The sequence below is a fragment of the Desertivirga arenae genome (assembly GCF_017355785.1).
Classification (GTDB): Bacteria; Bacteroidota; Bacteroidia; order Sphingobacteriales; family Sphingobacteriaceae; genus Desertivirga; species Desertivirga arenae.
Genome location: NZ_JAFEWE010000003.1, coordinates 448897 through 474732 on the forward strand (window position 1 = coordinate 448897; position 25836 = coordinate 474732).

Below are 25836 nucleotides of genomic sequence, written 5' to 3' on the forward strand. Positions count from 1 at the left end.
GTTTCACAGACCATATTTGTTAAAATAGTAAAAGCATAGTACTATCCCCCATTTGAGGAATAAAGGGAACTTACTCCCACTCAATAGTAGCCGGTGGTTTAGAACTGATGTCGTAAACCACACGATTTATACCTTTTACATTATTAATAATTTCATTAGAGATCTTCGCTAGAAGCTCGTAAGGAAGGTGACTCCAATCTGCAGTCATGCCGTCTACTGAACCTACTGCACGTAAGCAGATCACGTGCTCATAAGTACGCTCATCTCCCATTACCCCTACAGATTGAACCGGTAGGAATATGGCACCTGCCTGCCAAACTTTGTCATACCAGCCAGAAGCTTTTAAGTTATTGATGTATATAGCATCGGCTTCCTGAAGGATAGCAACTTTCTCCGGAGTTATCTCTCCCAGAATACGGATAGCTAAACCTGGTCCCGGGAACGGGTGACGCTGAAGAATGATATCGTCGATTCCTAAGGTTTTTCCTACTTTACGCACCTCATCTTTAAATAAGGTATTTAAAGGTTCAACAACTTTAAGTTTCATGAAATCAGGAAGGCCACCTACGTTATGGTGCGACTTGATCGTTGCAGAAGGACCTTTAACAGAGATCGACTCGATCACATCCGGATAGATGGTTCCTTGTCCAAGCCATTTTACATCCTGTACTTCGTGTGCTGCATCATCGAATACTTCAATAAATACGCGACCAATGATCTTACGTTTTTGTTCAGGGTCTTTTACACCGTTCAGCTGACTTAAGAACCGATCTTTGGAGTCGATACCACGAACGTTTAAGCCCATGTGTTTATAAGATTCAAGCACCTGCTCGAATTCATCTTTACGAAGTAAACCGTTATCAACAAAGATACAGTGAAGATTTGCACCGATAGCTTTATGTAACAGGATAGCAGCAACTGAAGAGTCAACTCCTCCTGACAAACCTAAAACTACTTTATCATTTCCTATCTTTTCACGAAGAGAAGCGATAGTTGTTTCAACGAACGAATCTGGGGTCCAGTCTTGTTTACATCCGCAGATGTCTACAAGGAAATTCTCAAGAAGCTGTTTACCATCAGTGCTATGAGTTACTTCAGGGTGGAACTGGATTCCATATGTTTTTGTGCCCTTAATATGGTAAGCGGCAACATGAACTGAGTCTGTACTTGCAATCACCTCAAATTCAGCAGGTATTTCTTTAATGGTATCACCATGTGACATCCACACCTGAGAATCTTTAGGAATATTTCTCATCAATGGATGAGCCGAATCTATGAAATGAAGATTTGCCCTGCCATATTCACGTATAGTTGATGGGATCACTTCCCCACCTGAAGTATGAGCAAGATACTGAGCTCCGTAACAAACACCTAAAAGCGGGTATTTATTATGAAATTCTTCAACAACGATCTGAGGAGCATCCTCTTGTCTAACAGAAAACGGGCTTCCGGAGAATATAACTCCTTTAACAGTTTCATCAAATTCAGGAAGCTTGTTGTACGGGTGGATTTCGCAGTATACGCTTAGTTCTCTTACTCTTCTGGCTATTAGCTGGGTATATTGTGAGCCGAAGTCAAGAATGATGATTTTTTCTTGCATGGGCAAAGATAGAAATTAAAATGAAACACCTAAAAGAAAAACATCATTGCTCTTCGTAAGGACGCAACAGGGTTTCTGGCCTTGGCTTCTCTTACCACACTTCTTCTGATCTTGGTCCTCATATAAGTGACCACCTTATCTTTTTGCACTTCACCCTGCTCTCTTATTCCTCCTAAAATTCTCAATGAATATAATGCCATTACTCCACCAATGATGAAGAAGAAGCTCCATCCCTTAAGATCAACTAATGGCAACACAGCGCTTGTTCCGTCCCCCTTCCATTCAAAGCTCCAAACTAGCTGGTGACTTGCAAAGAAATCGGCTAGCAGCCCCCCTACCAAAGGTGCGATAGTAGAGAAAAAGGCTACGGTCATGTTTTTTACTGAAAGGTATACGATGGCTTCTTCCTTAGGAGCAAGTTTCATCCCGATATTACCTATTCCCAGGTTAATTCCAGCGGTAGAAATACCACTGAAGATATTAATTACCACCAGCATGATCACTGTACCAAGATGCGATCCCGGCATGGTAGTAAATGCCCATGCAAGGATACAAAGTATGTAGATCGGAGCACAAATGTTGATTATCGTTTTATTGCTAAAGCGGTCTGAATATCTTCCCCATATTTTAATTGAGAATATACTGCTTAATTGTCCGATGATCCCAAAAGCAATAATATAAGACAGCTCAATTCCAAGGGTCTTCATCATGTAAACTGAGAAGAAAGGAGTGGCAAGGTTTAAAGAAAATGCCCATGAAGAATTAAAGGCAAGTAACTTACGGAAGTTCCTATCCTTCAGTGGCTTTTTAAGCAAAAGGAACAAGTTATCGTTCACCATCATAGACTTAGGCTCCGGAGTTTTTGCCAACATTAAGATGCCGAGCATTCCAAAACCTCCCCCTATTAAGAACATCACAGAATAGGCCTGAAATTCGTAAGCAGGATAATGAGCTTTAATGTAGTCAAGTGTAAAGGCAATAGATAGGCTTAGTACCACATTCAGACTCTGTGTTAATCTGCTTCTGTGAGAGAAATAGGTTCCTAATTGCTCTGTGGGAACAAGATCTCTCATCCATGAATTCCAACTTGCTCCCGCAACCGATCCAAAGTAATAATGGAAGAAGAGGAAGAAAATTAAAACAGATACACTCGTGGATGTAGAAAATATGAACGGCAGTAGGGCTATAATTATTAAGGGAAAACGCGCAAAGATATTTGCAATAACAGCTATTGCTTTCCTGTTTCTGTATTTCCGTACTAACCAAACAGATACTAATTGAAAAATGCTACTGAATGTGGGTAGGGCTGCCAAAACTCCCAACTGAAAATTCGATGCTCCCATGTGAATGGCCATTGCGACGAGGAAGGCTCCTCCTGTAAATGAAACCATAGACTCAGCAAACAAACCGTCTGCTATCACCAACTTTAATCCCGATTGCACATCCTCTTTACTGAGGTTCTCAGACGGCTTAAATCTCATAAAACTCTTTCCCTTTTCTTTAAACTCAACTCTTGTACGATACTCGTACTTAATATGTTATTGATTTTTCAAATTGGACGCCGAAGAGGGTTTAGGCTAAAAATACCCGTTTAAAGTACCTGAGAGAGGGTTAGAAGCAGGGGAATAATAAAAATATCCAACAGAAACGTGGAGTATATGGGGCAATACTCCTCGTTTCTGTGGAAATATTTTTTCATAACTAGTTGAAAACTAACTGTGCCGGTCCCGAAACTTTGCTTATATGACAGGAACATTTTCCACCCATCATATAGAAGGAGCCACGTACTGTCTTGTTTGAAACAGGATGTTTACCTGTAACAATCACCGAATCTCCAGATTCTGAAATATCGGCCAGGTTAGCATCAGATGCCACTAATGCTATTCCTTCAGCCGTAACAGTATCGGGAACAATACCTTTCAGCAAAGAATTATTAGTGCGTTTATTGATGGAGGTGTAGTTTTTTACTTTTACTGCATGTCCATTTCCATCTACAAATTTTACGCTGACAGAACGAAATTCTTCTGTGCAAATTTTTGAAGGGCAATCAGTAGCCTGTGATTTCTCTATTGTTTCGCAGGAAGCAATGCACGCAGCAAGTCCCGCCATGAAAATCAGTCTTTTCATTCGTTGAAGGTTTAATGAATTGATACGACCAATACGAAAAAATAAGAACTAACGCTACAAGGGCAATATTTGTTCAGGGACATTCTTCGCAGTATCTTCGCCCGCTGTTCACAGACCGAACTTATGCTGCTATATACGCTATTCTCCTATCAACTTGAGACCTCCGATATTCTGCTTATCCTTTTGGTGGCCTTGTTGAGTGGAATGTCAAAAACGGGAGTTCACGGTGCAGGAATGCTTTCGGTACCCCTATTGGCAGTAGTATTTGGAGGACAAAATTCAAGTGGAGTTATGCTCCCCATCCTTTTGATCGCGGATGTTATTGGAGTATGGTATTACCACAGGCACGCTTCAGTGAAGCACCTTAAAATGCTCATTCCCTTTGCCATAGCGGGAATTGCTCTTGGGACGGTAATTGGTAAAATGATCAATGATCAAACGTTCAGAGCGATAATGGCAGTTACTATTCTGGGAAGTATAGTGATCATGATCTGGCTGAAACAAGAAAAAAACAAAAAAGATATCCCCCATAACCGGGTCTTTGCAGGAACAATGGGAATTTTGGGTGGCTTTACTTCCATGGTAGGAAATCTGGCGGGCAGTGTGATGGCCGTTTACCTTCTTGCAGTCGAGTTACCGAAGAATATTTATATCGGAACCACGGCATGGTTCTTTTTGATCATTAATTGGGCGAAGGTACCCTCGCATGTTTTTATTTGGCATACCATCCATCTAAATACTGTTCTCCTGGCCTTATCTACCACTCCCGCTATTATTCTTGGAGCAGCGTTTGGCATTGCCATTGTTAAAAGGATCTCAGAAGAAAAGTATCGCTGGTTCATCATATCCATGACTGTTTTCGCAGCGGTCCTTATGTTATTTTAGTATACACTTTTATAAGCAGTTGTAGATGAAAAGCTACATCGGTTAAAAAACTTACGTCTTTGTATCTGCAAAATAAGGCTATTAAAACATCAGGAGATATAAAAACCAGCCTATTTTACTCATTTTTAGTTTTTTACAGAAAAATCAATATTTGGCAGAGTTTTTACTAGATGTTAAATACCTATGAAAAACATTTACAAGATAAAAGCCCGCATGTACAAAGTTGCCGATGGCGTTCAGCAATTGATGATGATCTATTTCAGGTTCTGATTTCTCTTTGTAATCCATCACGATTCCTTAACATCCTGCGAATTTCTAAGCTTAGCTCATAAACTCCCAGGCACTCTTGTAGGCGTCTGTTGTTTCTGTATGACTAATAAAGTTTGCGTAGAACTGGTGACGGGATAAAGTAACACTGTCTCCTATCACCACTAGTTTCTTGCGTGCCCGGGTCATGGCGACATTCATTCTTCTAATATCTGATAGGAATCCGATGGCGGATTCATCGTTGCTTCTTGTCATACTGATATACACTACATCACGCTCCTGTCCCTGGAAACTATCAATCGTATTCACGGAAATATTCCGATGGAAGGGTTCAAGTTCAGGTGATTCCGCAATCAAGTTCTTCAGCAATAGGACCTGCTCTCTGTAGGGAGAGATAATAGCAACGCTGGTGTCTTCAGTAAACTTAGCAGAAATTTCGGTCAGGTGATTTACAAGAAAAACAGCTTCCTCCGGATTATTTAAACTTACTCCTTCTTTAACCTCAGTAAAACTGCATCCTGCAGTATTGATATATGACAGTGCAGGTTCATCTTCTTTGATCACCCGGTTTGCAACTGATTCGTGTGCGACTAATTTATTTTCATAAAATACCTGAGATGAATAAGCCATAATCCGAGAGTTCATCCGGTACTGCTCTTCAAGTAAGGTAACGGCCTCAGGATGATAATGCACTAATTTTTCCAGTAGTGTATTGTTTAAGCCTTTTCTGGCAGCTTCCTCCGATTTAATTGTTGGAGGTAATTGACAATGGTCTCCTGCCAGGACAAGCTTTTTAGCCTTTAATACAGGTATCCATGTAGCTGGTTCCAAAGCCTGCCCGGCTTCGTCAATTACTACCGTTTCGTATTTCAATCCACGGACACTATAATGGTTCGCCCCAACAAGTGTGGCAGTAATAATTTGTGCCTTGCAGATAAGATCCTCGGCAATAAACTGCTCTATCTGATTAACCTCTTTCTGGATCTTGTATGCTTCGTCGAATAAAGCCTTCCTCTGTTCCCGCTCGGCTTTCCCAAAATTCCTTTTGTACTTATGAGCCATATTAACGTACTCCGCGGCCTGCTTTTTAAGCTTCTTTGCATCCCTCATGGAAGGATGCTCGCTGATCTTAGCATCAAGGGTTAGAGATACAAGCTTATCTGAAACGCGAGCCGGGTTCCCTATCCTTAATACATTGAGACCTTCCGCCGCTAGCTTTTCACTCAATAAATCTACAGCAGTATTACTGGGAGCAACTACCAGGATCTGCTTCTGATCGCGTTCTGATAGTTCTTTAATGGCCTGTATTAAAGTGGTTGTTTTTCCTGTTCCAGGAGGACCATGAATAACGGCGAGCTCATTGGCAGCAATAATTTTGCGTACAGCTTCCTGTTGTTTTTGATTAAGACTGGAGGATTTATAGTCAATATTTTCTTTAAAAGAAGCCTTCTCCTCTCCCATCAAAGTTTCGAGAAGACGGGATTTTGGCGATAGCTCCGCTAATTTAGCAGCCTGTTTCAAAGCTTGTTCCATTTCTTCATAACTATTATTGTCAAATAATAGCTCCAAACCCAATTTCCCATCCGCAGCCCAATCCGGAAGATCATCAGAACGAAGGGTGATCTTTAAACGGTTATTATTCAGATAACCAATAGTCCCTTCCACACGATAACTTTGAGAATCATGATTGGAAAATAAAACAGCTGAAGCTCCTGACCGGAATTGATGAGGGGAATCCTGATTACCACCTCGTTCTACTTCTACTGTTATATAATCTCCCCTGCCTATTTCAGTACCTCTGATGGCTATGGGATACCACACCAACCCTAAAGCGCGACGATCAGAAATACTTGTTGATTGTGTTTGCTCAAGATACTGGCGCAAATCTTCATTATACTCAATTTTTAGGAGTGCAAGTTGGTCCTGGAAATATGTGTTTGACAAAACTTCGTATTTGGATTTAAGAAACGGCTTCCAAGCTACATATATTATATATGTTTTGAAAATGGCGTTTAACCAAATCGTTCTATGGAGAAAAATCCTTACGCTTAATTCTTATCCTACATCAATGTAAGGGTTCCTGAAGCAGCGTAATTTTGAATCAACAAATCAGGAAAGACAAAAGCCTGAGCTTAACATTAAAAATAAACGCTATGGAAGATAAAATTTTAGGACTTCACCACATCACAGCTATTGCAGGTGAAGCAAGGCGAAACTTTGATTTTTACACAAGGGTTTTAGGGTTACGTCTGGTTAAGAAAACGGTAAACTTTGACGACCCTTATACTTACCATTTTTACTATGGGGATAAGGTAGGAACTCCAGGAACTATACTCACCTTCTTCCCCTGGGAAGGTATTCAAAAAGGACGCCGGGGAACACAACAGGTAACTGAAATAGGTTATTCGGTTCCCGAAAACAGCTTGGATTTTTGGTTGAAACGCTTTGAAGCAAACAAGGTAAGTTACCAAAAGGTAGCAGAGAGGTTTGGTGAACAATATCTAAGTTTCAAAGATCCTGATGGCTTGCCCTTCGGATTAATTGTACCGAAATCTGCAGATGCAAGACAGCCATGGGAAACAGCTGAGGTTGGTGCAGAATACTCAACCAGAGGTTTCCATAATATAACGGTTACCACGAATAAACTTCATCCTACTGCAGATGTACTAACTAACCTATTCGGTTACCGCCTGCTTGAGCAACATGTTAACCGCTACCGCTTCATCACCGATACTGTAGAGAATGCTGCAATTGTTGATGTGGTAGAAGCGCCGGGAGAAGTAATTGGCCAGGTAGCTGGAGGCTCTGTACACCATGTAGCTTTCCGGGTAGATAATGATGAAGTACTGTTGCGCTTCCGGGAGAAGATTCTTAACTACGGTCTGCAAATCACTGAAAAGATCGATAGAAATTACTTCTATTCCTTGTACTTCCGTGAACCTGGAGGAGTATTGTTCGAAATAGCTACAGACAATCCAGGCTTTGCAGTTGACGAAAGTGTAGAAGAATTAGGCAGTGGATTAAAACTACCTGAACAATATGAGGCTTACCGGGAAGACATTTCAAGTAAACTAGCAAAACTCGACTAACATGTATACACACGAAAAAAATATTATAAAAGCAGGTCTTCCTGCATCTGAAGCAAAAAGAGCAATTATAATGATACACGGCAGAGGGGCATCTGCTGAGAGTATCGTTTCTCTTGCGGGCCATTTAAATCTGGATGATGCCGCAATTTACGCTCCACAGGCAAGTAACCACAGCTGGTATCCTTATAGCTTCATGGCGCCTGTTAAGGAAAATCAACCCGCCCTTGATTCTGCTTTACAGTTGATTGGAAACACTGTACTGGAAATTGTGAGAGAGGGAATTTCCCTTAACAGGATCTATTTCCTGGGATTTTCGCAGGGTGCCTGTTTAAGTTTGGAGTACGTTACAAGAAATGCAGCAAAATATGGGGGTGTGATTGCTTTTACAGGTGGATTGGTGGGGCAAGAGCTTAATTTAGATAACTATAAGGGCAATTTCGAACGCACTCCTCTTCTGATCACCACCGGCGACCCTGATCCTCATGTGCCTGTTTCAAGAGTCGAAGAAAGCATCAAAGTTATTGAGGGTTTGAATGGGGCGGTAACATCAAGAGTGTACAAAGGCCGCCCTCATACTATTCAAATGGAAGAAATCAATCTTGCTAACGACTTAATCCTTAAAACTGATGGAGAATTTTAAATTAACCAGAGTTTACGCTAATGAGGCTGGTGACAGTTACTTTGAAGATGTAGAAGTGCCTTTATACTCCAAAGGCCCCATTGGATATTTGTCAGAAAACTTCGAAGTGAAAGATTTGAGTTTCCGCAAGGTATCTCCGGAATATGATTACGATTTCCATACGGCCCCTGCAAGGCAGTATATCATCCTTCTGGATGGAGAGATCGAAATAGAGACATCGCTTGGAGAAAAAAGAATTTTTGGTGCCGGAGACGTTTTATTTGTAGAAGATACTAACGGAAAAGGGCATAGAACCAAGAATCTGCAGGCCCAGGAGCGAAAGTCTATTTTTGTTACGATTTAAAAATATTGTTTTTGAAAAAACCCGCGTGCTGATTTAAGGATAAAAACTTATCTTTGCTGCCACGCGGGTAATTTATTAGAAAGGGGTCTATAAATTACATATCTATCTACGATTTAATAAGTTGTATGGCGTGCAGCTTATTGAAATAATTAATATACCTTGAAAAAAACAGCAGACTGGTTCTCCACTTTTGCTTTCTCGCAATTTATCTATGAGTTAAATACCTGTATTAACAGTTGTATCAAAAAAACCCACTTTTTTACGAATAAGTCCGTTTACATGTGCAAAAAACAATTTTCTTTGAAAAAGTGTTATACAGGCACATACACTAATATTTAAGCAATAATTAAGATCACTAATAATTCAAATTCAAAACTGTAAGGAGGCTGTAATTCCTATGAAACAATTTCTACAAGATGACAAAGCGGACCCGCTAAGTTCCACTTCAAACACAAAAAAATCAGGACTCGGAAAAAAATTAATACTTTCTTTTCTTCTCGGTGCATTTGCAACTTGCGCATTTGCCCAAAGTAATGGACCAGACAGTACGGGCAGATACAGAGCTAAGCACTTGAGAACCTGGTCGGTTGGAGCGTTTGGGGGACTTTTAACTCCACATACCCTTTTTTGGTCTAACAAGAATAATGATTACCGTACTCCAACAGAAACATTTGGATACGGCGTTTTTGTTAAGAAACAAATTATCCCGGCTTTTGGATTCCAGGTTGACTGGATGAGAGGGGAAGTTAAAGGAATCAGAGCGCAAACTCCGCTTGGGATAACTGCTGGATCATCCTATAAAACCACTTTTGGCTATGCAGCTAATTTTACGGCACATTATACTTTTGTTAACTTCAAAATGCATGATGAGTTCGGTTTAATTGGCCCATACATTAAGTCGGGTATCGGATACTCCAACTTTAAACCAGAAGCGGTAAATTCAGGAAACACCGAGCCTGGATATCGTGAGGCATTTATAATTCCAGCCGGATTAGGTTTGAAGATCGGCTTATGGAAAGGTATTAACCTCGACATGGGTTACACCATCAACTTCATGAAAACAGACCGTTTTGATAGCTACGATTATGGTAATACTTACGACAAGTGGTCATTCAGCCATGTAGGTCTGGAGATTGCTCTTGGCAAGAAAAGCAAACACCAGATGTCGTGGTATAATCCATCCGCAAGAGTTGGCAATCCATATGATGACACTGCCCTTAAAAGAGCAATTGCGAGATTGGATAGTCTGCAAAAAGAAGATCGTGCTAGATACGATCGTGAGTTGGGTGATGCTGATAATGATGGCGTGGCTAATAAATTTGACAAATGTCCAAATACGCCAGATTCGGTACGTGTGGACGGATCAGGTTGTCCGCTGCCTAAGTTTGCCGAAGATATCCTGAGAGATGCATTTAATAACCTGGAATTCGAATTTGGTAAGGCTAACATCAGAAATAGCTCCTATCCATCTTTAGATAAGTTAGCTAAACTACTTGTTGATCATGGATATACCTTGAAAATTTCAGGTCATACTGATGCCGTTGGTTCTGATAAATTCAACTTCAAATTGTCAAAAGACAGAGCAGAAGCTGTAAAATCATACCTGGTAAGCAAAGGTGCAAATGCATCAAAAATTGAAGCTACTGGTTATGGAGAATATCAGCCTATAGCTCCAAACGATACTCCTGAAGGCCGTGCGAAAAACAGGCGCGTAGAACTAACTTTATACTAGGAAATATTTCATTCCTACCGAAGCCGCCTCAACATTCTTGAGGCGGCTTTTTTCATTCAATTCCTCGTCTTTTTTCTCTCATAATTAGAGTTTATCAAATAATTTATATAGTATCGCTCCATGCTGGTTTCTTTAACAATTGTCAGATACAAGCCGCTTTTGGTTCCACTGGCCTTTATTTCCATGGCCTTGCACAGGTTACCCCTTATGCTTAACAGCAACTGTACCTTCTGGAAATTAATGGGAAGCGGAAAAAATGGCACATTTGACCTGAAGCCGGATTTCAAACAGTGGGCATTATTAGCAGCCTGGAAAGACGAGCAGTCATTTGAAAGCTTCAGAAAATCATCTTTCATATCCCTCTGGTGGCGAAAATTCTGTACCGAATCTTACACCATTTTATGCAGCCCAATTAGCAGTCACGGGAATTGGGATAATCAGAATCCCTTTGCAAACTTTGAAAACGTTCAATATCAAGGTCCCGTAGCTGTGCTTACCAGGGCCACAATCCGATTAAATCGATTAAAGAACTTTTGGCAAAACGTAGATAGGGTAGCAAGCATCATGACCCGTGCAAAAGGCTATATTACCTCTTTCGGGATTGGAGAAGCTCCATTTTTCCGCCAAGCTACTTTTTCCATATGGGAAAGTTTAGATGATGTTAAAGCCTTTGCTTATCGCTCCGCTGAACACAGGGAGGTTATTCAGAAAACCAGGGACGAGAACTGGTACAGTGAAGAACTATTTGCAAGATTTAAACCTCTTGCTACCTTTGGAACTTTGAACGGAAAAGATCCCTTAGCTGGAAAAATATAATTATGAGAGTTGTTGCTGAATTACCGCGTCCTGATTGCAAGATTACTATTTTCTCTATGAACATGAAGTACGTGATCAAATTTGAACAGGGGGTTTTGGAACAAACTTATAAGTTATCTGAAATGGATGTAACGGGAGGATTAGATGGAGTATTTCAATTACTTGATGAAGAGTTTATTGCCCAGGTTGTTGAACGTTTCAAAGGTATGAATCATGATTTCCATGATGCCTATCAGCGGCATGAAGCCTAACTACTAAAAGTAAATAAAGACGCAGCAATTATTCTGCTGAAATTCTATCTTTGCGTTTCAAATGAAGCATATTCGTAACTTTTGCATTATTGCACACATCGATCACGGAAAGAGTACTTTAGCTGATCGGTTGCTGGAATATACCAATACAATCACACAACGTGAGGCTCAGGCACAATTGCTTGACGACATGGATCTTGAGCGTGAACGTGGAATTACCATTAAGAGCCACGCCATCCAGATGAATTACAAACAAGATGGTGAAGACTATGTGCTTAACCTCATTGATACTCCCGGACACGTTGACTTTTCTTATGAAGTTTCACGCTCAATAGCAGCCTGTGAAGGAGCTTTGCTTATCGTAGATGCTGCACAAGGAATTCAAGCTCAAACCATTTCCAACCTATATCTCGCATTGGAGCATGATCTGGAGATCATCCCAATTCTGAATAAAATGGATCTTCCGGGCGCTATGCCAGAGGAAGTGAAAGACCAGATCATCGATTTGATTGGATGTAAACGTGAGGATATTATTCCTGCTTCCGGTAAGACGGGAATGGGAGTTTATGATATCCTTAGAGCAATCGTTGAAAGGGTTCCGGCACCTGTAGGCGATCCTAATGGTGAACTTCAGGCTTTGATCTTCGACTCTGTATTCAACTCTTTCCGTGGTATTATCGCTTACTTTAAAGTAGTAAACGGAGAGATCAGAAAGGGTGATAAAGTTAAATTTATCGCTACCGGGAAAGAATATTTTGCAGATGAGGTTGGAACGCTTAAACTTCAGCAGCAACCGAAAGATGTTATTAAAACCGGAGACGTAGGTTACATTATTTCGGGTATTAAAGAAGCCCGTGAGGTTAAGGTTGGTGATACCATTACTACAGTTGACCGACCCTCAAAAGAAGCTATACAAGGTTTTGAAGAAGTTAAACCCATGGTATTTGCCGGTATTTATCCTGTAGATACTGAGGACTACGAAGAGCTTCGTGAGAGCATGCACAAGTTGCAGCTGAATGATGCCTCTATAGTATTTGAACCAGAATCGTCTGCTGCTTTAGGTTTCGGTTTCCGTTGTGGTTTCCTTGGAATGCTTCACATGGAGATCATCCAGGAGCGTCTTGAACGAGAGTTCAACATGACGGTTATTACCACTGTACCAAACGTATCGTATATAGCATACACTACTAAGGGTGAAGAAGTGCAGGTGAACAATCCCTCAGATCTTCCAGACCCTAGCAGGATTGACAAGATCGAGGAACCGTACATCAAGGCGAATATTATTACAAAAGCCGAATTTGTAGGCCCGGTAATGTCTCTTTGTATTCAAAAAAGAGGAATTATCGTAAACCAATCCTACCTTACTTCAGACCGTGTTGAACTGGTGTTTGAAATGCCGATGGGAGAAATTGTATTTGATTTCTATGACCGGTTAAAAACTATTTCGAAAGGTTATGCGTCTTTCGACTATCATCAAATTGGCTACCGCCAATCTGACCTGGTAAGATTAGATATACGCTTAAATGATGAACCTGTAGATGCCCTATCATCATTAATCCATAGAAGTAACGCTTACGACTTTGGTAAGAGGATCTGTGAGAAATTAAAAGAGCTTCTTCCACGCCAGCAATTTGAGATCAAAATTCAAGCTTCCATTGGTGCTAAAGTTATCGCGAGAGAAACCATCAGTGCACTTCGTAAAGACGTAACAGCTAAATGTTACGGTGGTGATATTTCCCGTAAGAGGAAGCTATTGGAGAAACAGAAACAAGGTAAAAAACGCATGCGCCAGGTAGGAAACGTAGAAATTCCTCAGTCGGCATTTATGGCGGTATTGAAATTGGATTAATCCTGGTATGAATTTATTAGATGGTAAATACGTTTCAGAAAAACTGAAACAAGAAATAGCGGCTGAGGCTGCAGAAGTATTAGAAACTACCGGTCGTAAACCTCACCTGGTTGCAATATTAGTTGGTAATGACGGAGGTAGTGAAACCTACGTTGCCAGCAAAATGAAAAATTGTGAGAAGGTAGGATTCAAATCCACTTTAATCAGATACGATGAGTCTGTTTCAGAAGCAGAACTGCTTGCTAAAGTTGAAGAGATCAATCAGGATGCTGAGGTAGATGGACTAATCGTTCAGCTTCCTCTTCCCAAGCATATTGACCCGGAGAAAGTAACAGAGAAAATAGAATATAGAAAAGACGTAGACGGCTTCCATCCTATTAACCTGGGTAGAATGATGCGTAACCTTCCCTGTTTTATTCCTGCTACTCCTTACGGTATCATGCTTATGCTTGAAGAGTATAAGATTGAGACTTCCGGGAAGCACTGTGTGGTAATTGGAAGAAGTAACATTGTGGGAAGCCCAATGAGTATTTTGATGGCCAGAAATGCGACTCCTGGGAATTGTACCGTGACCCTGACCCACAGCCGCACACAAAACCTTGAGAAGCTTGTTCGCTCTGCCGATATCATCGTAGCTGCTATTGGTAAGAAAAACTTTGTAACAGCAGACATGGTAAAAGATGGTGCTGTTGTGATTGATGTAGGTATCAACCGTGAGGTTTCTGAAACTACTAAATCGGGATACAAACTTTATGGCGATGTAGATTTTGAAAACGTTGCTCCTAAATCCAGCTGGATCACTCCTGTTCCCGGCGGTGTTGGATTAATGACCATTATTGGTCTTTTGAAAAATACCCTGGCCTCGGCGAAGAAAGAGATATACCAATAAATAGCAATTTGTCTTAAAGACAAGGCCGATAATTGAAAGACGGAATTCAGAGTTAGGTTTTGCAAGCGCAATAACCTTTATCTCCAAATTCCGTCTTTTTGTTTTAATTCCATTAGCCTACTTCTTAGGAAGCTTTTCGAGCCTTAATATTTCTACACCAGCATCAATTAGAGGACCTGTACCGTGCTTTTCATTCAATCCCACCGGACGATTATAATAGAAGGGTAAGTTATCCTGAATCCCTGTACCTACACAAATATCCTTCAGCTGATATTGCTCGTTGAGCTTATGTTTCTTTAAACCCTCCCATCCTGTTCTTGCAATAGAAGCATATCTTTTATCTATCCAACCTTCGTTGACCGCATGAGCTATTCCGTAAACAAACATGGCCGTACAGGAGGATTCCAGGTAAGAGTCTTCTTTATCCAATACCTGGTGCCATAAGCCCTCAGCATTCTGATAATGAGCTAATCCCAGGATCTGTTCTTCCAACAGCTTCTTAATATCTTTCTTCTGAGGATCTTTATCGTTCAATTTATCAAGTAAGCGCACTTTAGATAATAACATCCATCCGTTACATCTTCCCCAGTGCGCTACTCCATTCCTTTTCAGATCAGTATAATAGGTATGCCAATAAATACCTTTTTCTTTATCCCATAGATAGTTATGAAAGTTTTTCACTTGCTTAACCGCATCATCCAAATATTTCTTATCCCCCGTTAACGCTCCCATATTAGCAAGAAAAGGAACACTCATGTAAAGGTCGTCAGCCCATAGGGTCATCTTATGGGGAAATGCTCTCACAAAAGTTCCATCCTGCATTCTAGGTCTTTCCTTAATTAAGTGGTTGGCAGCCTTTTCTACATAAGTCTTGTATTCAGGTCTCGGATCTTTTGCATAAACTTCAATAACACTTGCACTCATAGCTCCAAAATCGTCAAGCTCCTCCATGGTGAAGAACTCACCATACGGATAGGTATAATGCTTTACGTCATTTTTAAAACGTTGTTGGAAAGTTCGGTAATTGTCAAAACCAAAGGCTACATGACGGGTGGCGTAGTTAAAATATTTCGGATCATTCAGGTAGTTTCCCAAATTGATCATTGCCAGGTTTAAAACTCCATGGGCATAATGCCAACCAGTATAGGGACTTGCGTATTTTACTTTTACATTTTCGGGGATGTCTGCAGAGGATTGATAAAACTTCTTTGTTTCGGTATCCTCAAATCCAAGGACAGTTTCTTTGATTACCTGATCGGCAATTTTTCGAACAACTTCTTCATTGGTTTGAGCTGAAACTCCTTCAACAAGTAAAAAGCAAATTAGTAATGAGGTTAAACGTTTCATGTTGGTTAAATAATAGGGCCTAAGTAAGAAACAAAAATCATATGCGCACGTGATTTTGCTTCCCTTATCAAAAATTTTACAAGGCTTGGTTTGGGGGAAATGGTAAGAGCAATCTGAAATTCAAAATGAGAAAAAAACGATTATTTCATTTTTTTTCGTCTTTGCTGTAATGTTCCTAAATAAAGTCCCGTATGGGTTATCAGAATTAATAATTAATACGTTTTATTTTATGAAAAAATTTACATCTATTCTTGTAACAATCTCTCTTGTGGCTTTAGGTTTTTCTTCTTGTAAAAAAGATAGCGCTGAAAAAGTTGACGACATAGAAGATTTGAAATCAACCAAAATGAGCTGGAAATTTGACGGAACAGCTAAGACGAGTACGCATCTGTGGGCAGTCAAAGATGAAGGGGATTTAACGGTTTACGGAGGTATCAATGATACAGAATCGCTGACCTTATACATAAGTGAATTTCATGGAACAGGTGATTATACTGTTGATGCTGAAGACATAATGATCCGTTACATCACGCCAGCCGGGATAACAAATCCTTCAGCCATTTTTTCAGCTCAAGATGGTATAATCAAAATTACATCATCGACAAATGGTGAAGTTAAAGGAACGTTTTCAGGTACCTTGGTAAATGCTTTAGATCAAACTAAGCCTATGACGGAGGGTAAATTCGAAGCTAAAATAGTCGAAGGCGACATTGACTAAATAACAAAGAGGCTATCCAAAATAAATCTCGGGATAGCCTCTTCTATTACTATAACAATTCTTCAATCAACCCTTCTAAGAGCTATAAGAAGGATCTGGATCCGCAGAAAAATTATCATACTTATTCGGATAATTTCCCTGCTGCGATGTTCCTTGCTGAGAAGTTACTTTAGCAAACTGACCTTTTACCTGATCTACATAAGGCTTTACTTTATCCGTGTAAGGCTTAGCCTTTTCCATCCACTCAGGAGCTTTAGCTTTCAAATCATCCGCAATAGAAGTTCCATCAGGACGCTTCTTTGTAATATAATGTGCACCTGCCGCCACTGCAGCTCCGGTAACTAATAATCTTAATAATCCCATAGTTATCTGTTAAAGCTTATGTAATACAAAGGTGGTGCCAATTTTAAAAATCCACATAGGGGATCAGGCGAGTTTGAATGACTACCTTTTAAACTGATCAACAGCTTTCAAAAGTAGACAAACCAATAAATCCTGATTACATGATCAAACGACTATTAATTTTCGCAGCACTTTGTACTGCCTCTCAGCCTGGTTCCTATTGCTTCGGCCAGACCAGATTATCGGAGCAGATGGCTGCAACGGCTATGACCAAATGGAAAGACTCTCTTGTAGTTGGTTCCAGCAAGGATGGTAAGGCGAGATGGGTATACCAGGAATCTCTCGTATTAAGAGGAATTGAGGAACTTTATAAATCAACTGGTGATAAAAAGTATTTCGATTTTATAAAAAATCATGTTGATTTCTACGTGCGCACTGACGGAAGCATACGAACCTATAAAGTAGACGAATATAGCATCGACAATATTCCAATGGGAAGAATTGTTCTGATGCTCTATAAAGCTACAGGGGAGGATAAATACAAAAAAGCGGCGGATCTGGTCAATCAACAGCTTGTAGGAATGCCGCGTACTAAAGAAGGTGGCTTATGGCATAAGGCTATTTATCCATGGCAAATGTGGTTGGATGGACTCTATATGGGCCAGCCGTTCAATGCTGAGTTTACGAAGGTGTTCAACCAGGATCCAAAGAGATATGAGGACCTCGTCAATCAGTTTGTATGGATGGAGAACCACTCACGCGACGAGAAGACTGGACTCCTATATCATGGTTGGGATGAGTCTAAAGGCATGAAATGGGCCGACGACGTTACGGGAAGGTCTCACCATTTTTGGAGTAGGGCGATAGGATGGTACGCAATGGCATTAGTGGATGTACGTGATTTTTTACCGAAAGAGCACCCGGGACATCAGAAGCTGAATGAGATTTTGTTACGGACAGCTGAAGGAATAAAAAATTTTCAGGATCCTAAAACAGGTGTATGGTGGCAAATTACGGATAGTATTGGTGCTAAGGGCAACTATATGGAGTCATCTGCGACGAGCATGTTTGTATATGCCCTGGCTAAAGGGGTAAGGATGGGGTATCTTCCGTCTCAATACCACGAGGTTGCAAGGAAAGGCCTGGAAGGTATGAAGAAGGAGTTTATAGAGCAGTCCAATGCGGGGATGATAAACCTGAAGAACACTTGTAGAGGAGCAGGACTAGGAAATAATCCTTACAGGGATGGTAGTTATGCATACTACCTAAGCGAACCAATTGTGACTAACGATGCTCATGGTGTTGGTGCTTTTATCCTGGCTGCTAATGAAATGGAGTTGGCAAGCTCAAAGCCGGGAACAAAAAGGAAAATGACCGAAAAGAAAGTAGGCAGATAGTATCTTAACGGTTTTCCAAAGATGAGTACTCTGTGTAGAGCACAGACGTACATCTACAGCTATTTCAGCACCTGACAGTCCGGGAAAATCTACTACTGCGGGATACCAAAAATAAAAAAGGGATAAATACTCCATGGAGTATCTATCCCTTTTTTATTTCATATTTTAACCTGAAGATAGAACACTCAAACTTATTCCTTCCATATCAGGTCCACTGAATTCTTCAAACAGAAGAAGTTTTTGAAATTTTTATGGCTGTGGCAAGCCGTAACCATTGGTTACTTTTCCTTTTGACTGTCTGATCGTTTCAGAAGGTATTGGCCAGTAATATCTTGGTGGATCACCTGCCGAAGTTATTCCTGAAAGAAGATTTCTTTTATATACACTCTCATAGGTAACTATATCTATTCCCCAATTTGTTCTTACGTAACCTTGGGCTTGTAATGCAATAGCCTCAGCACTACCAGGGGCAATATATTTAAATAATCCTTGAATAGCTAAGTTGTGATTAGTTCCAACAACCTTGCTTGCTACCGCTGGAATCTTCGTATAATCATATTGCCCCCTCCATCCAGGGAAAAGTGCGGGATTGCTAGGGTTAGGATCAAATGTTAATGGATTAGGCAAATTAACCATCTTTGTCCAGATATAGGCAGGAATTTCATTACCGTTAGCAAAACGATGATACCCTTGATTTCTGAGGTTGTTGATCATAGTGGTAAGCTCTTGTTGTGCAGCTATAGCCCTCTCAGCAAAGGTACCAGAGCGAATTAAGTCCCAACGGCGGGTCCCCTCACCAAGCAACTCCAATTTTCGCTCTTGCAAAATAGCATCTTTTAAAGGCTGACCGCTTAGAGCTGTAAGATTATTAGTGGAATTGCCATAAGCCCTTTGCCGGATCTGGTTAACAAGATCAACTGCGTCACTTTCTCCAAGTTCGGCTTTAACTTCTGCGAGCAAAAGTATAACATCTGCCATTCTAAGGATTGGCCAGTTCAAACCAGAGTTTCTTTGTGAGGTAACAAAAGGTGGATTCATACGATTGTCGTCCCACTTGTTCGTGGCTATTCCTCCGGTATTTTTATTGCCCGGAACAAAAGAAAGCATCATTTCGTTACCATCGCCTTTGCTACCTGTAACAGCCACGCTAACATCTCTCCGTTTATCATCATTACTGTAGTCGCCGTAGTATACTGTAGGAACAATACGCAGGGCTCCGAAAACCTTAGTTGGAGCAGCGTTTGCGCTGCCGCCGTCTGATGGTCGGCCAAAAGCATAAGGATACTCGCCATTAGTTAAAGTTTGTCCAACCTGATAGTTTCCAATTTCAAACACAGATTCCGGGCTCACTTGCAGGTCGTGGGCGTATTGAAAATGACGCTGGAATGGATTATTAGCAACAGTTCTGGTATCAGCAGTAATTAAGCCTGAAGTTCCTTTGTTATCAATTGCCTTTTGAAGATAGGTTTTAGCAGTTTGATAATAGGTAATGTAATCGGTCCGCCGTGCATACACCGATTTATTAACTTCATTTCCTTTTTTTGTAAAGGCTACGCTTCCATAAAGGTCAGGCATATCAGTACGAATGGTCTGATATCCGCCAGAAGCAAGAGCAACTTGACCAATCAAGGCATTACAAAATGTCCGGGAAAAACGTTCGGCGGTAATACCTCCCTCGCCTATCTTGTACATCAGAGGCTCTACTCTTTTTAGATCTTCAATTAAGTTATCATAAATAACAAAACGAGAAGTTAAGGAGTACTCATCAATAAGTGTATTTTCATACCCATAAGGTACATCCCCAAAATGCTTGACCAGTTCGTAATAGCAAAAGGATCTCATTGTTATTGCCTCGCCGTATAATTGAGTCCAGTCAGAAGTCCTGCCAGCTGCAACGTCTTCTTTATAGGCAGGTTTTTCTGCTATAAGAGACGCAGCTTTGGCCGCCCTAGCTATGGTAGCATAAAGGCCATTGAAACCGCCAGCTACAGCATCAATGGTTAACAATTCTGGCTTTAAAATAGCATTTAAATTATTGCTGGAGTTATCTTCCGGGTACGTTTCGGCATCAGATCCTATTGGATCATTCCACCGGTAAGTTCCCATAATACTATTCTGACGGTAATTAGCGTATCCCCAAGAAAGTATTTTAAATGTTTCCGCAGGTGTATTAGTTACAAACTCATCGTCCACGCTTGATGGAGACTTTGCATCCAGGAAATCCTCCTTACATTGAGTTAAAGTCAAACAGACTGCGATTCCTAGTATATATTTTAATCTTCTCATTACTTTAATTTTAGAAATTAACATTAAGACCGAAAACGAAAGACCGCGCACGAGGATAAGCTCCATAATCCATACCCAAGGTAGGATATTGTTGGTTATTGAAACCTTCGTTAGCACTAACTTCAGGATCTAAGCCGCTGTATCCGGTAATTGTAAGTAAATTATAAACGCTACCATATACGTACAGGCTACCTATTTTAGCCTTAGACACTAAAGACTTTGGAAGTCTATAACCCAGGGTAAGCGTGTTTAACCGCAGAAAAGAACCATCTTCTATCCCTAAAGTTGAGGTAGGTCCGGTTTCATTATAAGCTAAAGGCAAAGTAGCATTTGCATTGGCTGCATTTAATTGTTCAGGTGTAGTAAGTCTTACTAACTGTCCGTTTACTACATCATAAATCTTATATGCATTGTTCATAATTGCAAGTTTATTTTCGTAAACGCCCGATTCTTTACCACCATAAAGGGTAGCAAGCTTAGTAACATTATAAATGTCATTACCATAACTCCAGTTAAAATTTAGACCTAAATCAAAATTTTTATAACCTAAATCAAAGTTAAAGCCCCCGGTATGTAATGGACTCATTCTACCTATTACATCAACATCTTTGTCATCAATTTTTCCACTATTGTCTAAATCTCTGAATTTTGGCAGTCCAGGGTAAGCGTTTTGACCAGCTGGGCGATTCGATGCACTTAATCCGTGAACTATGTTAATTACCGGAGTTGTCAGATCTGCAATTCCAGACTTCAAAGTATAAAGCCCATTGTTATAGGTGAAATCTTCGGGAGTATAAAAACCTTCATAAGTTAATCCTCGAACCAAACCAACAGGCTGTCCCTCTATTAAGATATAATCAGAAGTTGGATATGTTCCCGAACTGTTCCAATTGGTGCCGTACAGACCTGTTACACCAGGAGCAAGTTTATCTATATTGCTCTTGTTGAAATTAATATTTCCACCGGCAGCCACTCTCCAATCTTTGCTTTTAAAGATAGTTCCGGTAAGAGAAAGTTCAACCCCTTTGTTACTGGTTTGACCAACGTTTTTTGTGGTTGAAGTAAATCCTGTAATTCCAGGAATAGATATTCCGGTTAATAGGTCTTTAGTCGAGTTCCAATACAAATCAACCGTACCAGATAACCGACTCCTAAAAAGTCCAAAATCAGTTCCTAAGTTCCTCGTAACTGTTGTTTCCCATTTAAGATCAGGATTTGCCTGGTTGCCACCCACTTGGTAAGCAGCTTGACGAACATGATTTATAGCGTACTGGTTTCTTTGGTCTGTAACCGATCCCCAGTTCTGAATAAATAAGCTCGGGTTAATTCTATCATTCCCAGCTTCTCCGTAAGATGCTCTAAACTTCAAATTATCCAGCCATTTAATACTTTTCATAAAAGGTTCATCAGATACTCGCCAAGCGAAAGCTGCCGCAGGGAAAAAGCCCCATTTATTTTTTGGTCCAAAAGTCGAAGAACCATCAGCACGAAAGGTTAAAGTAACTAGGTAACGGTCAAGTAAAGAATAATTTGCTCGTCCGAAATAGGATGACATCCTGTTTGGGAAGTCTACATTGGAGGAAAAAATAGCGGATCCATTTGTCTGATCATACTGATTGATCTGAGCGAAGGCAGTTTCTTTATCAAAGTTAGCGGGAAAGCGAGTAGCTTGTACCGCAAGATTAGTTCCCCCTGAGTTTGCTACCTCCTGACCTGCGAGTACAGTCAATCTATTTGACTTATTAATATTATACTCATAACTCAGAGTATTGGTCCACCTTATATTCCAACTGTCGGACTTGCGATAATCTGCTGATCCAGCATAAAGCTTTTTGCCAGTTGCATCCTCCATGTAGTTATTATAAACGGCTCCCGACCAGTACTGTCTCTGGTTCCAGGCTGAATTTACACTAAAGTCAGAATGATAAGTCAGTCCTTTAACAATTCCCCAATTCAAGGAAGTAATCGCTACAGCGTTCTGGTTTTTATTGTAAGGCTCATAGTCCCCTATGCGGGCAGCCGGACTATAAGCATCCCACATCCAGTTTTTTCCATACTGCTCTATGTTTCCTGTTCTAACTGCATTCACATCTCCCAGAACATGAGAAGTTGCAATTGGACGGAAACGATACGATGTAGACAATAACGATCCTCCCCCGCTTGATGTTCCTTCATCTCCGAGAGTAGGAGTACGGGTATAGCGCGTGTTCAAATCAAAAGTTAAATTCTCACGGATTTTTTGAGTAAGCTTGAACGCAGCATTGGCACGTTTGTAATAGGAGTTTATTTTCATCCCCTGATCGTCAGTGTAATTAACTGAAAATAAGATTCTAGTCTTATCAGTTCCTCCCGTTAAGGTAAGGGCATGATTCCAGGAAGTTGACTCATTATACACTTGTTTCTGAATATCGTCTGAAGCAAGGTTTCTGTAGCTTTCTATTCCTCCAGTATTAGCTCCGGCATTTGCTCCCAAACCGTAGTATTTCTCAAATGGTGTTTGATAGGCAACTCCATTTGCAGCTGTGTTTGCCCATACATATCTTAAATAATCATAGGGACTTAAAGACTCCAAATACTTGGTAGGCTGGTTGTTCTTTACATAGCCACTGTAGGTGACGGTTGTTTTTCCGGCCTTCGCTGATTTTGTAGTAACAAGAACTACCCCATTAGCTCCTCTGGCACCATAAATAGCTGTAGAAGAAGCATCTTTTAACACATCTATGCTTTCAATTTGGTCGCCTGAAATATCTGCTAGATTACCTGGTATTCCGTCCACAAGAATCAAAGGTTGGTTGCTTTGGGAAATAGAGCCTCCTCCGCGAACACGAATAGCAATATCAGCACCAGGACGGCCATCTTGAGCTGTAATTTTTACCCCTGGTAACTTTCCTTGCATAGCCTGAGCAGCGTTGGGTACCGGAGTTGATGCAATATCCTGTCCGCTTACAGAAGCAACAGAACCCGTTAAATCACGCCTTTTTACCGTTCCGTATCCAATAATTACTACCTCGTTCAAGGTTTTTCCCTCCTCTTCGAGAGAGACGTTAATAGAGGTCTGGTTTCCGACAGGAACCTCTTTTGACTTAAAGCCGATGTATTTGAAGACCAGGACCGTGCTGGATGAGGGAACGGACAACTTGTAATTTCCTTTAACATCGGTAGAAGTTCCTGCTGTTTTACCCTTAATAATGACGCTTACCCCAATAAGAGCTTCGCCAGTTTGATCTGTAACCTTGCCTGTTACCGTTAGTGCTTGAGCGTGTGCTTGTTGTAAGATTGCAACGAACATACTCAACAGAAATAGAGCTTTTCTCATTTTAAATTAATTCATATTGGTTATTGAAAATTTCAAGGCTTATGGGATAACCTTGATGGTTTAATTACATGGCTTCACACTAAAACTTGTACTATTTTCTCATATGATTTCTTAAGCTTAAATTAATGGTTACAAACTGCCAACGTTGGCTTGATTTAAAAAATGGTTTCTTTCCTTCTATTTTGGCGACTCGACCAAATTAGAAAACTGGAGATGCTAAATCCTCATAATGCAAATGCTGAACTTGGTTAAATTCTTGATTACACAGTAAAGTTGTTAAACTTATTCAAATGAAAAATTGGTTAAAGAAATCGTACTGGTTATAATGCTAATATAGAAAGAAAAACTAATGTTCAAAGCTTTTAAGAAGAATTTAGTTTCAACAATGTTACAAATTCATTCCGTTCTGCTACTTATATTTCGTCTGTCAATTGAATTCATTTTTTCCTGTTCTATTGTGCTTTAACCAGTTTAAACGTATTTTGTTGATGTTAATACTTTCCGGGTCTCCCTTCCCATGCAGCTGCGTAATGTCAGCATCGTTGGCTGTGGAGACAAATGGAATTAATCAAAGTGATACTATCTGGTGCAAACATTTTTGAACGCCAATGTATGCCACCTGCTCCGTCTGCAATTATGAAAGGAATTGAGCAGTTTTTTGATCTTAAAAAGGTGCCAAATACGCTACAGGAACATGACAAAAAAGACTTGTCCGAAAAAATCAATAATAACCGTTCTATATTTTATGTTAATAAAAAATTATACATATGCTCTGCTCGCCCTAGCGCTGGCTTTTGCCCCTAAGACAAATGCCCAGGATTTAACTAGGATTGACCCTGCTCCTTTTGCAGATAATTCTAATCACTGGTACGGTATAGCTGACAAAGGCAATGTTATCAATCCACGACCAGGCCGGCCAAAATATCAACCAACAGAGGTGAAAAGCATTGCAGATAATATAATTCTGTTTCAAAAAACAAATGGAGGCTGGCCTAAGAATTATGATATCTTTGCAATACTAAGCTCTGATCAGAAAGATAGCGTTCTTGCGGCTAAAAACACCTTGAATACAACCTTCGATAATGGCAGTACTTATACTCAGATTGCTGCACTTGCTATTGCATACGTTAATTCTAAAGAAGAAAAATATAAGGTTGCGGCGGAAAATGGTTTGAATTTTATTATCGGATCACAATACCCTAATGGTGGCTGGCCCCAATATTTTCCACTCGAAGAAAATTATAGCAGGCATATTACGTATAACGATGGTGCCTTCTGCGGGATAATGACCCTGTTGAAGGATATCAAAGACGATAAAAAGCAATATTATTTCATCAATAACAAGCTTCGTGAAAAAATCTTCAGATCCTATGAAAAAGGCTTGGGATGCATAGTGAAGACCCAAATTAAGGACAATGGCAAATTAACGGCCTGGTGCCAGCAACACGATGAGCGGACACTGGCTCCAGCCTGGGCAAGAAAGTTCGAACCACCAAGCATTTGCAACAAGGAAAGCGCTGACCTGGTTCTGTTTCTCATGAGTATCGATAATCCGGATAAGCAAGTAGAGAATGCAATAGTAAACGCGGTTGATTGGTTTAGGCAATCACAAATCTCGAATACAGTAGTCAAAACGGTAAAAGCTGAAGAAATGGTAACTAATTTCCGGGTTTCTCATACCGACCGGGTTGTTGCTACAGATAGTAATGCTGCTCCTATCTGGACCCGGTATTACGAACTTAGAACGCATAGGCCTTTATTCTGTAACCGTGATAGTAAAGTAGTTTATTCACTTGCAGAGGTTGATCGGGAAAGACGGGACGGCTATGCCTGGTACACCTACTCACCCCAGGAAGTGCTTAACAAATATCCGGAGTGGCAAAGAAAGCATAAACACTACCAGTAAGTTGGTAAATAAAAAACGAGGCCTGTTTTTGCAGAG

Annotated in this window: 20 protein-coding genes; 12 read left to right on the top strand and 8 right to left on the bottom strand. The window is 40.5% G+C overall.

The features are described 5' to 3' along the window. Window positions 1-70: 70 nt before the first annotated feature. The 3 genes from guaA to J4N24_RS08995 all read right to left on the bottom strand — a co-directional run bounded on the left by guaA (window position 71) and on the right by J4N24_RS08995 (window position 3727). The gene (gene guaA, locus J4N24_RS08985) at window positions 71-1600 is read right to left on the bottom strand and encodes a glutamine-hydrolyzing GMP synthase (protein ID WP_207533336.1); all 1530 of its coding nucleotides are present in this window, start codon (window positions 1598-1600) and stop codon (window positions 71-73) included. Window positions 1601-1629: 29 nt separating this feature from the next. After that, complete coding sequence (locus J4N24_RS08990) at window positions 1630-3081, bottom strand: MFS transporter (protein ID WP_207533337.1); 1452 nt, start codon at window positions 3079-3081, stop codon at window positions 1630-1632. A gap of 220 nt (window positions 3082-3301) precedes the next feature. Further along, window positions 3302-3727: a hypothetical protein gene (locus J4N24_RS08995; RefSeq protein ID WP_207533338.1), complete on the bottom strand. Its 426-nt coding sequence runs from the start codon at window positions 3725-3727 to the stop codon at window positions 3302-3304. Window positions 3728-3850: 123 nt separating this feature from the next. Here J4N24_RS08995 and J4N24_RS09000 point away from each other — a divergent pair, with 123 nt between their 5' ends. Then, entirely contained in the window at window positions 3851-4612 is a 762-nt protein-coding gene (locus J4N24_RS09000) for a sulfite exporter TauE/SafE family protein (RefSeq protein WP_207533339.1), read from the top strand. A gap of 321 nt (window positions 4613-4933) precedes the next feature. Here the strand turns inward: J4N24_RS09000 and J4N24_RS09005 are convergent, their stop codons facing one another. Continuing rightward, the gene (locus J4N24_RS09005) at window positions 4934-6823 is read right to left on the bottom strand and encodes an AAA domain-containing protein (protein ID WP_207533340.1); all 1890 of its coding nucleotides are present in this window, start codon (window positions 6821-6823) and stop codon (window positions 4934-4936) included. Window positions 6824-7032: 209 nt separating this feature from the next. Here J4N24_RS09005 and J4N24_RS09010 point away from each other — a divergent pair, with 209 nt between their 5' ends. From J4N24_RS09010 to J4N24_RS09045, 8 genes are all read left to right on the top strand, one after another. Then, on the top strand, window positions 7033-7968 hold the full coding sequence (locus J4N24_RS09010) for a ring-cleaving dioxygenase (RefSeq protein WP_207533341.1): 936 nt from the start codon (window positions 7033-7035) through the stop codon (window positions 7966-7968). Between the two features lies 1 nt (window position 7969). Beyond that, a complete protein-coding gene (locus J4N24_RS09015) occupies window positions 7970-8608 on the top strand; it encodes an alpha/beta hydrolase (RefSeq protein ID WP_207533342.1) in 639 nt (212 codons plus the stop codon). Then, entirely contained in the window at window positions 8595-8951 is a 357-nt protein-coding gene (locus J4N24_RS09020; protein ID WP_207533343.1) for a cupin domain-containing protein, read from the top strand. Before J4N24_RS09015 ends, J4N24_RS09020 begins: the two co-directional genes overlap by 14 nt. Before the next feature lie 397 nt (window positions 8952-9348). After that, window positions 9349-10683, top strand: coding sequence for a DUF6089 family protein (locus J4N24_RS09025; RefSeq protein WP_207533344.1), 1335 nt, complete (start codon window positions 9349-9351; stop codon window positions 10681-10683). 240 nt (window positions 10684-10923) lie between these two features. Beyond that, the gene (locus J4N24_RS09030; protein ID WP_242691571.1) at window positions 10924-11499 is read left to right on the top strand and encodes a DUF3291 domain-containing protein; all 576 of its coding nucleotides are present in this window, start codon (window positions 10924-10926) and stop codon (window positions 11497-11499) included. 2 nt (window positions 11500-11501) lie between these two features. Continuing rightward, window positions 11502-11750, top strand: a complete 249-nt coding sequence (locus J4N24_RS09035) for a hypothetical protein (protein ID WP_207533346.1) — start codon at window positions 11502-11504, stop codon at window positions 11748-11750. 61 nt (window positions 11751-11811) lie between these two features. Further along, window positions 11812-13599, top strand: a complete 1788-nt coding sequence (lepA, locus tag J4N24_RS09040) for a translation elongation factor 4 (protein ID WP_207533347.1) — start codon at window positions 11812-11814, stop codon at window positions 13597-13599. Between the two features lie 7 nt (window positions 13600-13606). After that, window positions 13607-14488, top strand: coding sequence for a bifunctional 5,10-methylenetetrahydrofolate dehydrogenase/5,10-methenyltetrahydrofolate cyclohydrolase (locus tag J4N24_RS09045; protein WP_207533348.1), 882 nt, complete (start codon window positions 13607-13609; stop codon window positions 14486-14488). Window positions 14489-14605: 117 nt separating this feature from the next. Here the strand turns inward: J4N24_RS09045 and J4N24_RS09050 are convergent, their stop codons facing one another. Next, the gene (locus J4N24_RS09050; RefSeq protein WP_207533349.1) at window positions 14606-15835 is read right to left on the bottom strand and encodes a glycoside hydrolase family 88/105 protein; all 1230 of its coding nucleotides are present in this window, start codon (window positions 15833-15835) and stop codon (window positions 14606-14608) included. A 229-nt stretch (window positions 15836-16064) separates the two neighbouring features. Here J4N24_RS09050 and J4N24_RS09055 point away from each other — a divergent pair, with 229 nt between their 5' ends. Further along, the gene (locus J4N24_RS09055) at window positions 16065-16553 is read left to right on the top strand and encodes a DUF6252 domain-containing protein (RefSeq protein WP_207533350.1); all 489 of its coding nucleotides are present in this window, start codon (window positions 16065-16067) and stop codon (window positions 16551-16553) included. A 75-nt stretch (window positions 16554-16628) separates the two neighbouring features. On the opposite strand, the gene J4N24_RS09060 is transcribed toward J4N24_RS09055, so the two are convergent. Further along, window positions 16629-16916: a hypothetical protein gene (locus J4N24_RS09060; protein WP_207533351.1), complete on the bottom strand. Its 288-nt coding sequence runs from the start codon at window positions 16914-16916 to the stop codon at window positions 16629-16631. Between the two features lie 140 nt (window positions 16917-17056). On the opposite strand from J4N24_RS09060, the gene J4N24_RS09065 reads away from it, so the two are divergent. Then, window positions 17057-18292, top strand: coding sequence for a glycoside hydrolase family 88/105 protein (locus tag J4N24_RS09065; protein ID WP_207533352.1), 1236 nt, complete (start codon window positions 17057-17059; stop codon window positions 18290-18292). A 249-nt stretch (window positions 18293-18541) separates the two neighbouring features. Here J4N24_RS09065 and J4N24_RS09070 read toward each other — a convergent pair whose 3' ends face one another. Beyond that, window positions 18542-20578: a RagB/SusD family nutrient uptake outer membrane protein gene (locus tag J4N24_RS09070; RefSeq protein ID WP_207533353.1), complete on the bottom strand. Its 2037-nt coding sequence runs from the start codon at window positions 20576-20578 to the stop codon at window positions 18542-18544. A 10-nt stretch (window positions 20579-20588) separates the two neighbouring features. Next, on the bottom strand, window positions 20589-23894 hold the full coding sequence (locus J4N24_RS09075; RefSeq protein WP_207533354.1) for a SusC/RagA family TonB-linked outer membrane protein: 3306 nt from the start codon (window positions 23892-23894) through the stop codon (window positions 20589-20591). A 745-nt stretch (window positions 23895-24639) separates the two neighbouring features. Here J4N24_RS09075 and pelA point away from each other — a divergent pair. Beyond that, window positions 24640-25800: a pectate lyase gene (gene pelA, locus J4N24_RS09080; protein WP_207533355.1), complete on the top strand. Its 1161-nt coding sequence runs from the start codon at window positions 24640-24642 to the stop codon at window positions 25798-25800. Window positions 25801-25836 lie beyond the last annotated feature (36 nt).

Coding starts and splice junctions, on each gene's coding strand:
- J4N24_RS09075 (WP_207533354.1), bottom strand. CDS start 23,894: ATGAGAAAAGCTCTATTTCTGTTGAGTATGTTCGTTGCAATCTTACAA.
- J4N24_RS08995 (WP_207533338.1), bottom strand. CDS start 3,727: ATGAAAAGACTGATTTTCATGGCGGGACTTGCTGCGTGCATTGCTTCC.
- J4N24_RS09050 (WP_207533349.1), bottom strand. CDS start 15,835: ATGAAACGTTTAACCTCATTACTAATTTGCTTTTTACTTGTTGAAGGA.
- pelA (WP_207533355.1), top strand. CDS start 24,640: ATGTTAATAAAAAATTATACATATGCTCTGCTCGCCCTAGCGCTGGCT.
- J4N24_RS09030 (WP_242691571.1), top strand. CDS start 10,924: ATGGGAAGCGGAAAAAATGGCACATTTGACCTGAAGCCGGATTTCAAA.
- guaA (WP_207533336.1), bottom strand. CDS start 1,600: ATGCAAGAAAAAATCATCATTCTTGACTTCGGCTCACAATATACCCAG.
- J4N24_RS09015 (WP_207533342.1), top strand. CDS start 7,970: ATGTATACACACGAAAAAAATATTATAAAAGCAGGTCTTCCTGCATCT.
- J4N24_RS09000 (WP_207533339.1), top strand. CDS start 3,851: ATGCTGCTATATACGCTATTCTCCTATCAACTTGAGACCTCCGATATT.
- J4N24_RS08990 (WP_207533337.1), bottom strand. CDS start 3,081: ATGAGATTTAAGCCGTCTGAGAACCTCAGTAAAGAGGATGTGCAATCG.
- J4N24_RS09045 (WP_207533348.1), top strand. CDS start 13,607: ATGAATTTATTAGATGGTAAATACGTTTCAGAAAAACTGAAACAAGAA.
- J4N24_RS09060 (WP_207533351.1), bottom strand. CDS start 16,916: ATGGGATTATTAAGATTATTAGTTACCGGAGCTGCAGTGGCGGCAGGT.
- J4N24_RS09010 (WP_207533341.1), top strand. CDS start 7,033: ATGGAAGATAAAATTTTAGGACTTCACCACATCACAGCTATTGCAGGT.
- J4N24_RS09035 (WP_207533346.1), top strand. CDS start 11,502: ATGAGAGTTGTTGCTGAATTACCGCGTCCTGATTGCAAGATTACTATT.
- J4N24_RS09055 (WP_207533350.1), top strand. CDS start 16,065: ATGAAAAAATTTACATCTATTCTTGTAACAATCTCTCTTGTGGCTTTA.
- lepA (WP_207533347.1), top strand. CDS start 11,812: ATGAAGCATATTCGTAACTTTTGCATTATTGCACACATCGATCACGGA.
- J4N24_RS09065 (WP_207533352.1), top strand. CDS start 17,057: ATGATCAAACGACTATTAATTTTCGCAGCACTTTGTACTGCCTCTCAG.
- J4N24_RS09020 (WP_207533343.1), top strand. CDS start 8,595: ATGGAGAATTTTAAATTAACCAGAGTTTACGCTAATGAGGCTGGTGAC.
- J4N24_RS09025 (WP_207533344.1), top strand. CDS start 9,349: ATGAAACAATTTCTACAAGATGACAAAGCGGACCCGCTAAGTTCCACT.
- J4N24_RS09070 (WP_207533353.1), bottom strand. CDS start 20,578: ATGAGAAGATTAAAATATATACTAGGAATCGCAGTCTGTTTGACTTTA.